At 71.8% G+C, this 13,022-nt stretch carries 14 protein-coding genes; 10 read left to right on the top strand and 4 right to left on the bottom strand.

Annotation, left to right across the window (positions count from 1 at the left end; all coding sequences use genetic code 11):
* From rpmF to ribD, 8 genes are all read left to right on the top strand, one after another.
* Window positions 1-195: a 50S ribosomal protein L32 gene (gene rpmF / locus WMF24_RS19955; protein ID WP_437738019.1), complete on the top strand. Its 195-nt coding sequence runs from the start codon at window positions 1-3 to the stop codon at window positions 193-195.
* Window positions 196-295: 100 nt separating this feature from the next.
* Window positions 296-1,291 (top strand): beta-ketoacyl-ACP synthase III, encoded by a 996-nt coding sequence (locus tag WMF24_RS19950; RefSeq protein WP_437738018.1) that lies wholly within the window; start codon window positions 296-298, stop codon window positions 1,289-1,291.
* Between the two features lie 163 nt (window positions 1,292-1,454).
* On the top strand, window positions 1,455-2,396 hold the full coding sequence (fabD, locus tag WMF24_RS19945) for an ACP S-malonyltransferase (RefSeq protein ID WP_437738017.1): 942 nt from the start codon (window positions 1,455-1,457) through the stop codon (window positions 2,394-2,396).
* Between the two features lie 6 nt (window positions 2,397-2,402).
* Entirely contained in the window at window positions 2,403-3,149 is a 747-nt protein-coding gene (locus WMF24_RS19940) for a 3-oxoacyl-ACP reductase family protein (RefSeq protein ID WP_437738016.1), read from the top strand.
* Window positions 3,150-3,302: 153 nt separating this feature from the next.
* On the top strand, window positions 3,303-3,551 hold the full coding sequence (gene acpP / locus WMF24_RS19935; RefSeq protein WP_061612542.1) for an acyl carrier protein: 249 nt from the start codon (window positions 3,303-3,305) through the stop codon (window positions 3,549-3,551).
* A 128-nt stretch (window positions 3,552-3,679) separates the two neighbouring features.
* Window positions 3,680-4,924 (top strand): beta-ketoacyl-ACP synthase II, encoded by a 1,245-nt coding sequence (fabF, locus tag WMF24_RS19930; RefSeq protein WP_437738015.1) that lies wholly within the window; start codon window positions 3,680-3,682, stop codon window positions 4,922-4,924.
* A gap of 24 nt (window positions 4,925-4,948) precedes the next feature.
* Window positions 4,949-5,410 carry a transcriptional regulator NrdR gene (gene nrdR / locus WMF24_RS19925; protein ID WP_436609725.1) on the top strand — a complete coding sequence of 154 codons (462 nt, stop codon included), beginning with the start codon at window positions 4,949-4,951 and terminating at the stop codon, window positions 5,408-5,410.
* 16 nt (window positions 5,411-5,426) lie between these two features.
* Complete coding sequence (ribD, locus tag WMF24_RS19920; protein WP_437738014.1) at window positions 5,427-6,575, top strand: bifunctional diaminohydroxyphosphoribosylaminopyrimidine deaminase/5-amino-6-(5-phosphoribosylamino)uracil reductase RibD; 1,149 nt, start codon at window positions 5,427-5,429, stop codon at window positions 6,573-6,575.
* Between the two features lie 109 nt (window positions 6,576-6,684).
* Here ribD and def read toward each other — a convergent pair whose 3' ends face one another.
* Window positions 6,685-7,197: a peptide deformylase gene (gene def, locus WMF24_RS19915; RefSeq protein WP_437738013.1), complete on the bottom strand. Its 513-nt coding sequence runs from the start codon at window positions 7,195-7,197 to the stop codon at window positions 6,685-6,687.
* A 71-nt stretch (window positions 7,198-7,268) separates the two neighbouring features.
* Window positions 7,269-9,404 carry an ATPase, T2SS/T4P/T4SS family gene (locus tag WMF24_RS19910; RefSeq protein ID WP_437738012.1) on the bottom strand — a complete coding sequence of 712 codons (2,136 nt, stop codon included), beginning with the start codon at window positions 9,402-9,404 and terminating at the stop codon, window positions 7,269-7,271.
* Window positions 9,405-9,491: 87 nt separating this feature from the next.
* Here WMF24_RS19910 and WMF24_RS19905 point away from each other — a divergent pair, with 87 nt between their 5' ends.
* Window positions 9,492-9,962, top strand: a complete 471-nt coding sequence (locus WMF24_RS19905; protein WP_437738011.1) for a hypothetical protein — start codon at window positions 9,492-9,494, stop codon at window positions 9,960-9,962.
* Between the two features lie 426 nt (window positions 9,963-10,388).
* Window positions 10,389-10,595 carry a cold-shock protein gene (locus WMF24_RS19900; RefSeq protein WP_012236438.1) on the top strand — a complete coding sequence of 69 codons (207 nt, stop codon included), beginning with the start codon at window positions 10,389-10,391 and terminating at the stop codon, window positions 10,593-10,595.
* A gap of 257 nt (window positions 10,596-10,852) precedes the next feature.
* Here WMF24_RS19900 and WMF24_RS19895 read toward each other — a convergent pair whose 3' ends face one another.
* Window positions 10,853-11,797: a metallophosphoesterase family protein gene (locus tag WMF24_RS19895; protein ID WP_437738010.1), complete on the bottom strand. Its 945-nt coding sequence runs from the start codon at window positions 11,795-11,797 to the stop codon at window positions 10,853-10,855.
* Window positions 11,798-11,928: 131 nt separating this feature from the next.
* On the bottom strand, window positions 11,929-12,894 hold the full coding sequence (locus tag WMF24_RS19890; protein ID WP_437738009.1) for a formylglycine-generating enzyme family protein: 966 nt from the start codon (window positions 12,892-12,894) through the stop codon (window positions 11,929-11,931).
* Window positions 12,895-13,022 lie beyond the last annotated feature (128 nt).

Genomic DNA, 13,022 nt, shown 5'->3' with positions numbered 1-13,022 from the left:
GTGGCCGTCCCCAAGAGGAAAACCACCCCCAGCAAGCGCGACATGCGGCGCGCCAACCACGACAAGGTGACCCCCGTCCAGCTCGTCTCCTGCGAGAACTGCGGGGAAGCCCGGCTCCCGCACCGCGCCTGCGGCGCGTGTGGGCACTACAACGGGCGCAAGGCGAAGTCGACCAAGGCGACCGCGGCCTCATGACCGGGGCGGGTGCGCGGACGCCGGCGCGCGAAAACGCTGCGCCCGCGCACCTGGGCGCGGCGCGGGCGCGCGCGAACGCCGACGCGCGAGGGCCCGTCGCATGAGCGCCGCGCGGCCGAGCAGCCGCATCCTCGGGACGGGGAGCTACGCGCCCGCCCGGGTGCTTCACAACACCGATCTCGAGAAGATCGTCGACACCTCCGACAGCTGGATCAGCGAGCGGACGGGCATCCGCCGGCGCCACATCGCCGCCGACGGCGAGGTCACGAGCGACATGGCGTCCGCCGCCGGTCGCTCGGCCCTGGCGGCCGCGGGGCTCTCCGCTGCCGACCTCGACATGATCATCGTCGGGACGATCAGCGGCGACTACCCGATGCCCGCCTGCGCTGTCTACGTGCAGCAGAAGCTCGGCGCCGAGGAGATCCCCGCCTTCGACATCTCGGCGGCCTGCGCGGGCTTCGTCTACGGGCTCACCATCGCCGATCAGTTCATCTCGAACGGCGTGGCCCGGCACGTCCTCGTGATCGGCGTCGAGCTGCTCTCGCGCATCCTGAACTGGAAGGACCGCACGACGTGCGTCCTGTTCGGTGACGGCGCGGGCGCGGTCGTGCTCGGGCCCGCGTCCGGCGACGGTCGGGGCATCGTCTCGACGCGCATCTTCAGCGACGGCGCGCTCGCGAACTCGCTCGTCATCCCGGGCGGCGGCACGGCCGAGCCGCTCACCGTCGAGGGCATCGAGCAGCACCGCAACAAGGTCCACATGGTGGGCCAGGACATCTTCAAGGTCGCCGTGAAGAACCTCTCCAGCGCCTCGCAGATCGCGCTCGAGACGGCGGGCATGACGGCCGCCGACGTCGACTGGGTCGTCGCCCACCAGGCGAACCTGCGGATCATCAGCCAGGTCGCCGCGCGGCTCGGCCTGCCCCTCGAGAGGTTCGTGCTCAACATCGAGGAGTACGGCAACACCTCGAGCGCCTCCATCCCGATCGCCCTCGACGAGGCGGTCCGCGACGGGCGCATCAAGCCGGGTCACAACGTCCTGTTCTGCGCGCTCGGCGCCGGCATCTCCTGGGGCGCGTCCGTCGTCCGGATGTGAGCAGGCCATGCGGGCGCGCCGGCGTTGGGGTCGAGATCTGCGCGTCGCGGCGGCTGAGCTCGCCCGTCGCTCCAGCGTGATCGGGGCTCGGCGGGCGCCGGCCTCGTGACGTGGCTCGGGGACGGACGTCGTCCGCCTCCTCTGCTTGGACGTGAGGACAAACGTGAAAATCGCTTGGCTATTTCCTGGGCAAGGGGCGCAAGAGGTGGGGATGGGCAAGGCCCTCGCGGAGGTCTCGCCCGCGGCGCGCGGCGCGTTCGAGCGGGCGGACGCCGCGCTCGGTGAGCCGATCTCGCGGCTCTGCTTCGACGGGCCGATCGAGGAGCTGACGAAGACGAGCAACACCCAGCCCGCCATCGTCGCCACGAGCTGCGCCGTGGCCGCGGCGCTCATCGAGCACCTGCCCAACCTCGAGCCGCCGCTCTACGCGGCCGGCCACTCGCTCGGCGAGTACAGCGCGCTCGTCGCCGCCGGCGCGTTCGAGATCGAGGAGGCGGTGCGGCTCTGCCGGATCCGCGGCAGCGCGATGCAGGAGGCCGTGCCGGCGGGCGAGGGGGCCATGGCGGCGCTCATCGGGCTCGATCAGGACGTTGTGGTCGCGATCTGCGCCGAGGCGGCGAAGGGCGAGGTGGTCGCGCCGGCGAACTACAACGGGCCGGGGCAGATCGTGATCGCCGGCCACAGCGGCGCGGTCGCCCGGGCGGGCGAGCTCGCCGTGGCCCGCGGCGGCAAGTCGATCCCGCTCAAGGTGAGCGCCCCCTTCCACTGCGCGCTGATGCGGCCCGCGGCCGAGCGCCTGCGCCCCGAGCTCGAGCGCACAAATCTCAGGCCGCTCGCCTTCCCGGTGATCGCGAACGTCGACGCCACGCCGAACGCCGACCCGGAGCGGGTGCGCTCTCTCCTCCTGCGGCAGGTCGACGGGACCGTCCAGTGGATGAGGACGATCGAGCGCATGGCGGAGGACGGCGTCACGCACGCCCTCGAGATCGGCCCTGGCAAGGTGCTCGCCGGGCTGGTCAAGCGGATCACGAAGCAGATCAAGGTGCTCAGCGTGAGCGACATGGCGGGGATTGAGCGCGTGAGCGCGTTCCTTTCGGAGGCATAGGCATCCATGTTCGACCTAACGGGCAAAGTTGCGATCGTCACGGGCGGATCGCGGGGAATTGGGCGGGCTGCGTCGGAGGCGCTGGCGGCGCAGGGCGCGCACGTGGTCGTCACCTACGTACGCGGCGAAGCCGAGGCGCGCGCGGTCGTCGACGCGATCACCGCGCGCGGCGGCAAGGCCGAGGCGCTCGGCTTCGACGTCGCGGACCTGCAGGCGACCGAGGCCGCCATCGCCGAGGCGGCGAAGCGGCTCGGCAGGCTCGACATCCTTGTCGCGAACGCCGGCATCGCGATCGACGGCCTGCTCCTGCGGATCAAGGAGGAAGACCTCGACCGCCTGTTCGCCGTCAACGTGAAGGGCGCGATCGCCTGTGCCCGCGCCGCGACCAAGGTGATGATGCGCGCGCGCACGGGCCGTATCGTCTTCCTCTCCAGCGTCGTGGCCGAGATGGGCAACGTGGGCCAGGCGGCGTATGCCGCGACAAAGGCGGCCCTGCTCGGCGTGACGAAGTCGCTTGCCCGCGAGTACGCGGGGCGCGGCATCACCGTCAACGCCGTGGCGCCGGGGTACATCGACACCGACATGACGACGACGATCAGCGCCGAGATGAAAGAGGGCCTCACCAAGATGGTCCCGCTCGGGCGTACGGGAAAACCCGAAGAGGTCGCCGCGGCCATCGCATTCCTGTGCTCGGACGAGGCGAGCTACGTGACGGGCGAGACGCTCCGCGTCAACGGCGGCATGTACGTCTGAGCGCGACGGCCTGCGCACCTCGACAGCCGCGCGTTGTGCCCCCTGGCAAGCGGCAAACGAGGCGCACACGAAAAAAGCGGCCGCTGGTAATTCGATGATGCAACGCTGAGAGCGATGGGCTACTAGGGGGTCCGTTTTCCCGGGAGGAATACCATGGCTGAAGGTCGCGACATCACGGCCGAAGTGAAGCGGATCATCAAGGAGCAGCTCGACGTCGAGGAGTCTCACATCAAGCCGGAAGCGTCGTTCATCGACGATCTGGGCGCCGATTCGCTGGGCCTGGTGGAGCTTGTCCTGGCGTTCGAAGAGGCGTTCGAGATCGACATTCCGGACGAGGACACGGAGAAGATCCGGACTGTCCAGGATGCGATCAACTACATCGAAGGGCACACCAAGAAGTAGCGTCCCCACCGCCCTACCGGACGCGGCGTCACCATGGAGGGTTGACGGCCACGTGGGCCAGCGAAGGGCCAGCTCTTCGCCGAAGCACGTGTTCGCACCTCTGTGGTGGCGCTAGGGCAAAAAAAGCCATGGAACGCGTTGTCATCACCGGCATCGGGCTCGTAACGCCCAACGGAATCGGGACGCAGGCCACCTGGCAATCTTTGCTGGCTGGTCAGTCCGGTATCGCACCCATCACCCTCTTCGACGCGAGCACCTTTCCGACTCGCTTCGCCGGCGAGGTGAAGGGGTTCGCTCCGGAGGAGTACATCCCCAAGAAGAAGGTGAAGGAGATGGGCCGCTTCGCCCAGCTCTCCATCGCCGCCTCGCAGATGTGCATGCAGGACGCGGGGATCGAGCTCACCGAGGAAGACCGCGATCAGTGCGGCACGTTCATCGGCGTCGGACTCGGCGGCCTCGAGTACCTGTTCCAGCACTCGATCACCCTCCACGAGAAGGGGCCCCAGAAGGTCAGCCCCTATTTCATCCCGACGGTGATCGCCAACCTCGCCGCCGGGCAGGTGGCGCTGGCGCTCGACCTCCGGGGCGTGAGCTACTGCAACACGAGCGCGTGCTCGTCGAGCGGCCACTCGCTCGGCGAGGCGTTCGAGTGGATCCGCCGCGGGCGCTCGCACCTCATGCTCGCGGGCGGCGCGGAGGCGACGATCACCGGCCTCGGCATCGGCGGCTTCTGCGCGATGTTCGCGCTGTCGCGCCGCAACGAGGAGCCGCAGCGCGCGAGCCGCCCCTGGGACAAGGGGCGCGACGGCTTCGTCTGCTCCGAGGGCGCCGGGTCGCTGCTGCTCGAGTCGCTCTCCCACGCGAAGAAGCGCGGCGCGAAGATCTACGCGGAGGTCGTTGGGTACGGCGCCTCGTGCGACGCGTACCACATCACGAAGCCGGCGCCCGACGGCGCCGGGGCGCAGCGCGCGATGAGGATGGCGCTCGAGGACGCGCGGCTCGCGCCGGACGCGATCGACTACATCAACGCGCACGGCACCTCGACGCCGCAGGGCGACGTCGAGGAGACCCGGGCGATCCTCAAGGTGTTCGGCGACCACGCGGCGTCGAAGCGCCTCTGGGTGAGCTCCACCAAGTCGGCGATGGGCCACCTGCTCGGGGGCGCCGGCGGCGTCGAGGCGGCGGTCTGCGCCCTCGCCCTGCGCGACGGCAAGGTGCCGCCGACGCTGAACCTGGACGATCCCGATCCCGAGTGCACCCTGGACTACGTGCCGTTCACCGCGCGCGACCGCCGCATGAAGCACGTGATGTCGAACTCCTTCGGCTTCGGCGGGACGAACGTCTCGCTCGTGCTCTCGCAGTTCGAAGACTGACCGCGCGCGGCGCTGGATGGCTCGATGAAGTGCCCATTTTGCGGCCACCTCGAGGACCGGGTCATCGACTCCCGCGCCGGCGGCGCGGGAGAGGTGATCCGGAGGCGGCGCGAGTGCGCCTCGTGCGAGCGGAGGTTCACGACCTACGAGCGCGTCGAGGACATCCTGCCGACCGTCGTGAAGAAGGACGGCCGCCGCGAGCCGTTCGATCGCCAGAAGCTCGTGCGGGGGCTCCGGATCGCTTGCAACAAGCGGCCCGTGTCCACCGACCAGATCGAGGTGATCGCCGACGCGATCGAGCGCGAGGCGCAGGAATCCGAGCGGCGGGAGATCTCGTCGACCGAGCTCGGCGAGCGCGTGATGAACCACCTGCGCACCCTGGATGAGGTCGCCTATGTCCGGTTCGCAAGCGTCTATCGCTCCTTTCGGGATATCGACCAGTTCATGGTCGAGCTTGGCAAGCTTGTGAAGGCCAAGGCGCCCTAGTAGATCCGGCACTTCGATGCCAGCGAAGCCCTCCAGCCCCGATCCCGACTTCGACGCCGCGATGATGCGCCTCGCCATCGAGGAGGCGCACAAGGCGATGCCGTCGCCGAACCCCCCGGTCGGCGCGGTGGTGGTGAACACGGCGGGGGAGGTCGTCGCCGTCGCGCACCACGCGCGCGCCGGCGAGGAGCACGCGGAGGGGCTTGCCCTCGCGACCGCCGGGGACGCGGCGCGCGGCGGGACGCTCTACGTGACGCTCGAGCCCTGCAACCACGAGGGGCGCACGCCGCCCTGCGTGGACGCGGTGCTGAGCGCCGGCATCAAGCGGGTCGTCGTCGGCGCGACCGATCCGAACCCGGGGGTGGTCGGCGGCGGCGCGCAGCGCCTCAGCGACGCCGGGCTCGCCGTCGAGATCGGCGTCGCCGCGGGCGCCGAGGCCCGCGCGCTGATCGCGCCCTGGACCAAGTTCATCACGACGGGCATCCCCCACATCGCGCTCAAGCTCGCCCTGTCGCTCGACGGCCGCATCGCGACGCGCACCGGGGCCTCCAAGTGGGTCACCGGCCCGGAGGCGCGCGCCAAGGTCCAGGAGCTGCGCTCGCGGCACGACGCGGTGGCGATCGGCATCGGCACCGCGCTCGCCGACGACCCCCGGCTCACGCTGCGCGAGCCCGGGATGGCCCCGGGGGGGCGGAGCCCCATCCGGCTCGTCTTCGACACGCGGCTCCGGCTGCCGCTCCACACGCGGCTCGCGCAGACGGCGCGGGAGGTGCCGACGTGGGTGCTCACGGGCGCCGACGCGCCCGAGGCGGCCGAGCAGGTGCTCGTCGACGCCGGTTGCGTCGTCCTTCGCGCGCCGACCTCGGCCGAGGGCCGGGTCGACGTGACCGCCGCGATGCGCCTCTGCGCCTCGCAGGGCATCGTCTCCATCCTCGTGGAGGGCGGCGCCGAGCTCGCCGGCAGCCTTCTCGCGTCGCGCCTGCCGGACGAGCTCCACGCCTTCGTCGCCCCGATCCTGCTCGGCCCGCGCGGCCGGCCCGGCGCCGTCGACTGGGCCGGCCCGGACACGCCGGGGGACGCGCCCCGGATCGTCGATCCGCGCTGGGAGCTCTGCGGCCGCGACGCCTACGTCAACGGCCCGCTCGCGTTCCCCGCGCGGAGCTGACAGGCCTACCGCGCGCGGGCGAACCGGCCCGTCGCGCGGAGCTGACAAACCCGCCGCGCGCCGGGCGAGCCGGACCGCCCCGCGGGGCGAACCGGCGAGCCCGCGCGGCTCAGCTCGCCGCCTCGGCGCCGCGCTTCTGCATCTTCCGCTGGACGATGCGCTTCTTGAGGGTGCCCATCCGGTCGATCATCAGCACGCCGTCGAGGTGATCGAGCTCGTGCTGGATGGCGACGGCGAGCAGGCCGTCGGCCGCGATCTCGAACGTCGCGCCGTCGCGCCCGCGGGCGCGGACGGTGACGCGCTCGGCGCGCTTGATGTCCTCGCTGATGCCGGGGAACGACAGGCACCCTTCGGGGCCGGTCTGCTGCCCTTCCTGCCGGACGATCTCCGGGTTGATGAACACGAGGAGGTTGCTCGGCTCGTTGTCGGCGGCGATGTCAACGAGGAAGATGCGGTGTGGCTCCCCGATCTGCGTGGCCGCGAGGCCGACGCCGGGCGCGGCGTACATGGTCTCGGCCATGTCGTCGATAAGCTTCGCGATCTCGGGCGTGATGTCCCCGACCGGCTCCGCCTTCTGTCGCAGGCGCGGATCGGGATAGTGGAGGATGGTGCGGATGGCCATGGCTGCTCAACAGCATAACCTCCGTTTCACGCGGGCGCTCGTCAAGACGCTCTCGCGGCTCTCCAGACGTCCTAGCGGTTTCTGCGGAACGAGGTCGACGTGTCGACCGTGAGCCCGCGGGACTGAAGATCTTCCACGATGTCCGGCACCAGCCCGGAAGGGTGGAACGTCCCCTCGAGCGCGCCGCCCGCGGCCGTCCGCTCGACCACGAACGTGAACACGTCGCGAATGGCGATCTGCCCGCCCTCGATGCCGAGCTCCGCGATGCGGAGCACGCGGTGGCGGCCGTCGCGGAGCAGCGCGATCTCGATCGCGAGGTCGAACGACGACGCCAGCCACTCGCGCGCCGTCTCCGGCGCGATGCCGGGGCGGGTCGCGGCGATGTCGGCGGGCAGGCGCGTCACCGCCTGCCGCAGCGTCGGCGCGCGGGCGGCCGCGAGCACGCCGTCCATGCCGCCGCCGATGGCGTCGACGACCTCGGCCGCGACGTGGCCCGAGAACGAGCTCACGACGAGCCGCTCCGGCCGGATGCGCGCGGCCGACTGCACCGCCCGCGTCCGCTCCGCCGCCGTGCTGCCGAGCGCGATCGACAGCGTGTTCGGCTGGTCGAGGACGAGCTCGTCCTCGTCCTGGAGCACGACGAACCGGTCGTCGGGCTGCGCCGCGGCCGCGAGCGCGCCGAGCAGCCAGCTCGTCCCCGCGTCGCGCGTCCCCGTGACGAGGAGGTTGCCGCGCCCGATCACGCACTGGGAGAGCAGCCCGGCCATGGCGCGCGAGATCGTCCCGTTGCGCACGAGGTCGTCCAGCGTGACGTCGGGGCGCTGCGGCTTCCGGATCACCAGCGTGGCGGTCGCGGCCGGCGGGAGCACGGCGAAGAGCCGCCGCCCCTGCGGCAGGATCCGCTCGACGAAGCGCGCGCCCTCCTCGAGCGGCTGCCCGGCCATCCTGCACAGCCGGCGGATGACCCGCTCGACCGCGCGCTCGCTGCTGAACCCGACCTCCGCGATGACGCGGCGGCGACCGTGCATCGCGATCACGTGGTCGTGGCGGAACACCTGGATCTCGCTCACCTCGGCGTCGTCGAGCAGGCGATCGAGCGGACCCAGCGTGAAGAGCTCCCGCTGCGCGTCCGCGCGGAGCGCGTCGGCGTCGACCTCGGGCGGGAGCTCGCCCGCCGCGCGGGTCGCCTCGGCGCTCTCGGCCACGGCGCGCTCGAGCCGCTGGGCGAGCGCGGCATCCGGCGGCGCCCCGCCGTCGAGCGGCGCGAGGTCGACCGTCTCGGCGAGCCGCTCCATGAGCCGGCCGAGCGCCCTGCGGTGGGCTACGGCCTGCGCCGAGTCGCCCTGTCCCCGGTCGACCCGGTCCGAGACGGGCGGGATGGCGCGCCGGCTGGGGATGGGGACCACGCTCGGGTGCACGGCGACGTTCGCGCCGCCCTGCGGCTGCACCGCGACGGTGTTCGCCGCGCCCTGCCCCGGCAGCGGCGTCGCGGTCGGCGACGGGCGCGCCATCTGCGTGGTCGGGTTGCCAGGGTAGCCGCGGCCGTCGCGCGCCGCGGGGGCGTTGGGCATCGCCGGAGGGACGGGCAGCGGCGGGACGGACGCGCCGCCCTGCGGTCCCCCCGGCACGAGCGGCGGGCGGGGCGAGGGGATGCGCGGCGGACCGGGGACGGGCGCGGCCGCGTCGACAGACTCATCCGGATCGTTCTCGAGGGGGAAGTGGCTGATCACGCCCTGGCCGGTGCGCGACGGCTCGCCCTTCTCGTTGATGAGCGGCAGCGGCGCCGACCGGTGCAGCCCCTTCTCGGCCGACGGCGGCGCGGCGCGATCGGGCAGGTACGCCGGATCGCCGCCGGCGCCCGTCTCTTCCGGCACGCGCACCGGAGGCGCCGTGCTGTCCGGAGGCGCCGTGCCGGCCGCGGCCGTCTCGATCCTCAGCACGAAGTCGCCGATGTAGATCTTGTCGCCCTCGCGGACGATCGTCGCCTGGGCGATCTTCCGGCCGTTGACGTACGTGCCGTTCGTGCTCTTGAGATCGGTGACGATGAAGCGCCCGTCGCGGAAGAGGAGGCGGGCGTGCCGCTTCGACACGTTGCCCTTCGGCAGCATCAGGTCGTTGCCCTGGACGCGGCCGACGTTGATCTCTGTCCGGTCGAAGGTTTCGCGGCGCTCCGCGCCCCCTTTCTCGCTGATGATCACCGAGAACATCTCGTCGCCTCGCGGGGCCAGGGCGGAGATGGGACCCGATGCCCTCGCCACGCCATACGAGCAAGCTCGAACAGACATGTCAACGAGATGCCTGCGATTCGTGCCGCCGGGCGGCGAGCGGGCGGCGCCGGGCGCGCGTCCGCCGCGCGCGAGGGCACGGCGGACGCGCGCGAGCGCACGGCGGACGCGCGCAGGCGAGCGGCCCGGGAGACCGCGCCGGCGCGCTGCCGCGCCGGAGGGGCGCCAGCGCCGATGCAGTCCGAGCGGCGGCGGCCCAGGCTGAACCCGTCGTTGTCGTCGCCGACGCACGGCGCCCTGCGCTGGTCCCCCGCGCCGCCGCGGCGCTCGTGCGGCTCGCGTGGCGAGCCGCGCATCGCGCCGCGTCGCTCGACGTTCCACGGGAGCGGAGAGGACGAGCTGCGCGTGGCGGACCGCGCTGCCGACGGGGTGCGCGACGGCACGGCGCGTCCGGAGCGCGACGGCCGCTGCAGGACGTGGCGAGGCCACGATGGAGAGGGCGGCGTCCTGCGCGGGCCGTCGCACAACGTTCTTCGATAAGAGCGCAAATCTTGACGGGCGCGCGAATTGTGCTTCGCGGCAAGCCCCTCATCGATCGTGCTCGCGTGGTCGCTGTCAGGAGTTGCTGTACGCCGGAGCATTCGCATCGGGGTCTGCCGCAAGGCGCGACTGCCGGTCAGGTGGGTACTGCCTCGATCGCGCTCCGTTCGAGCCATCATCGCTTGACCTTGGCGCGTCGGGCCGTTTACGTTGGCGCCGCTCGGACCGGGGAGAATCGTCGAAGTTACCGCGCACGCACAGCAACCAGCGTCTGGGCTACCGCCCTGCGCAACCTGGATTTGTCCACGAGGGGGGTTTGCTGGAACCAGCCAAGCCCGCATCGGAATGAGGGACCGCAGCCGCGGTCTACTCCCGACTCCCAGCCTGCGCGCCTCGGGTATCGACGAGCTCTGAAGTGGAGGAAATATGGCAGTTGGCAAGGTTAAGTGGTTCAACGATGAGAAGGGTTGGGGCTTCATCAAGCAGGAGACTGGCCCCGACGTCTTCGTTCACTATTCGCAGATCAACGGGGAGGGGCGCCGCCGTCTGTTCGAGGACGAGACCGTTGAATTTGAGATCAAAGAAGGTCCCAAAGGTCTCCAGGCGGTCAACGTGATCCGCGCCACCGCCTGAATTTCCTCCTGACCAGAGCCCCACCGGACTGCCCGCGCAGCGCTCCCGCTGCGCTCGAACCACCTCACCTCCGAGCCCGATCATCGCGCGCCCGCAAGGCGGGTCTCCGCGCGTGGCGGATGGTCTGCGCGCCGTTCCGGTGGGGCGCTCGGCAGGGCGCCGAGCGCTTTTTGTTCGCGTGATTGGGCGCCCGGCGGAGCGCCGGGCGTTTCTCTTGCGTGGTGGGCGCCCGGCGGAGCGCCGGGCGCCGGGAGCGCTCATCGCTGGGGAACCGGGACCTCGCGAAATGCCTCTTGACCCGGGACGAAGCGATGGGAGCTGATGCCCTTGATCGCCCCCGCGTCGTCGACCTCGTAGACGTTGAATCCGGCCATCCGCTCGTCACTCTCGTGCAGGAGCGAGGCGCTGGCGGCGCCCACGGCGTCGATGTGGCCCCGCTCGGTGTGGAGCTTCCGGTGGATGCGCCGGTGCAGGTGTCCGTGCAGCAGCAGGCCGCGGCTGACCTGCCGGAGCAGCCGCCCCTCCGCCGCGGCGTCCCCGAGGCCTTCCAGCAACGTCTTTGCCCGGCTTGTCGGGTTGTGGAACGGGTGGTGCTGCAGCACGATCGGCGTGCGTCGTCGCACCTCCGGGTGCGCCAGCACGCGCTCCAGCGCGCGCAGCTGGACCGGGCCGAGCCGCCCCGAGGCCACCAGCGGAGGGCGCGGCCACGCCGTCGAGAGGCCGATGAACGCCACCGGCCCGCGCAGGTGCACGAAGGGAAACACCGAGCTACCGTCATCGCGGGCAGCGATGCCTCCGTCGCTCGTGGGCGGCGTGTCGAGGGGGAGATCGGAGCGCAGGTACGGCGCGAAGTACCGGGAGAACCGCTGCGAGCGATGCGCGCCCTTCGTGTACGCGTCGTGGTTCCCAGGGACGATGCTCACCCGGTCGGGAGCAAGCCCGAGATCGCGCTGCAAGAAGTCGCGGACGAGGACGAACTCCCGCTCGAGCGCGAGGTTGGAGACGTCGCCCGTGATGACGACGTGGTCCACGCCGAGCCGCCGGATCTCCCTCGCAGCGGCGTGCACCGCGTGCGGCTTGTGGATGGCGCGGCGCCGGAACCGGAGGTTGATGTAGCCCGTGAGCCGCTTGTTCAGGAGCCGGAACGGGATGGCCCCCTCGAGCGACAGGAGGTGCAGGTCAGAGAGGTGCGCGATCCTCACGGGCGCCAGTATGGGCCGTTCCCGCGCCGCGGCCAACCACCGTGCGGGCTCATCGAGCGCGCGCCCACCCCGTGCGCGCCCACATCGTCCTGCGCGCGCGCATCGTCCTGCGCGCGCACATCGTCCGCACCTCAGGCGTCGCGCGCGCAGCGGAAGCCGCGCCACGCGCGGCGGCTGGTCGGCACGTCGTGGCCGCGCGCCGCGCCGCGCATCCACGGCCGACCCTGGATGTAGCTGCCGCCCCGCAGCACGCGCTCCTCCCCCATGTCGGGCCCGCGCGGGTCCTTCGCGCTGCCGCTTGGATACTCGGGATGGTAGTAATCCGCGACCCACTCCTCGACGTTGCCGGCGAGATCGTCGATGCCGTCAGGGGTCCGCCCGGCGACGAGCGAGCCCACGGGGGCCAGCTCGAGGAAGCCGTCGCTGTCGTCGAGCTCGTCGAACGAAAGCCGCCCGTGGTTCGCGTGGAAGGGGTTGTAGACATGGCCCCACGGGTAACGACGCCCGGCGACGCCGCGCGCCGCCCGCTCCCATTCGGCCTCGGTCGGAAGCCGGCCGCCGGCCCAGGCGCAGTAGCGTTGCGCATCGTTCCACGAGACGAGCACCACCGGGTAATCTGGGCGATCGAAGCGCTGCCCGCCGGAGGCGTAGGGCGGCTCGGTGCAGAGTCCGGCCGAGACGCACCGGCGGTAGCTGGCGACCGTCACCTCGGTGCGGTCGATCCAGTAGTCCGACAGGTACACCTCGTGCGGCACGAGCTCGTTCGCGAAGCTCGCCTCGGTCTCCTCGACGCACAGCTCACCGGCCGGCTCGAGCTTGCAGAGCGTCACCGCGTGCGCGATCTCGACCTCGCTCGAGCCCATCGTGAAGCTGCCGGCGCGCACGAGGACGGCGGGAGGCCCGGGCGTGCGCAGCGCGACGACGCTCGCGGGCGAGCGCGCGCGCTGCCCGCCGCTGCCCGCCGGGAGCGCGGCCTCCGAGGCCGCCGGGAGGCGCGGGGCGCGCCGCGTGCGGGGAGGAGGAGCAGCCACGCCGACCATGGAGACCGCGAAAAGCGAGGCCAGCGTGGCCAGCGTGAGGAGAGCCGCCGGACGCATGTCGGAGGCGTAGCATGGTCCAGGCTCGCGGACTGTTTCCGCCTCTTCCGACCTCGTCGGAGGCGCCGGAGGCAGTCGTCTCGGACGTCGTGAGCGCCGGGGGCCGGCCATCGGGCGCTCGCTCCGAC

This window comes from Sorangium sp. So ce1335 (genome assembly GCF_051521615.1).
In the GTDB taxonomy this organism is placed as follows: Bacteria; Myxococcota_A; Polyangia; order Polyangiales; family Polyangiaceae; genus Sorangium.
Note: the sequence above shows the minus strand (reverse complement) of the source record. Positions and strands in the feature narration are given on the sequence as shown.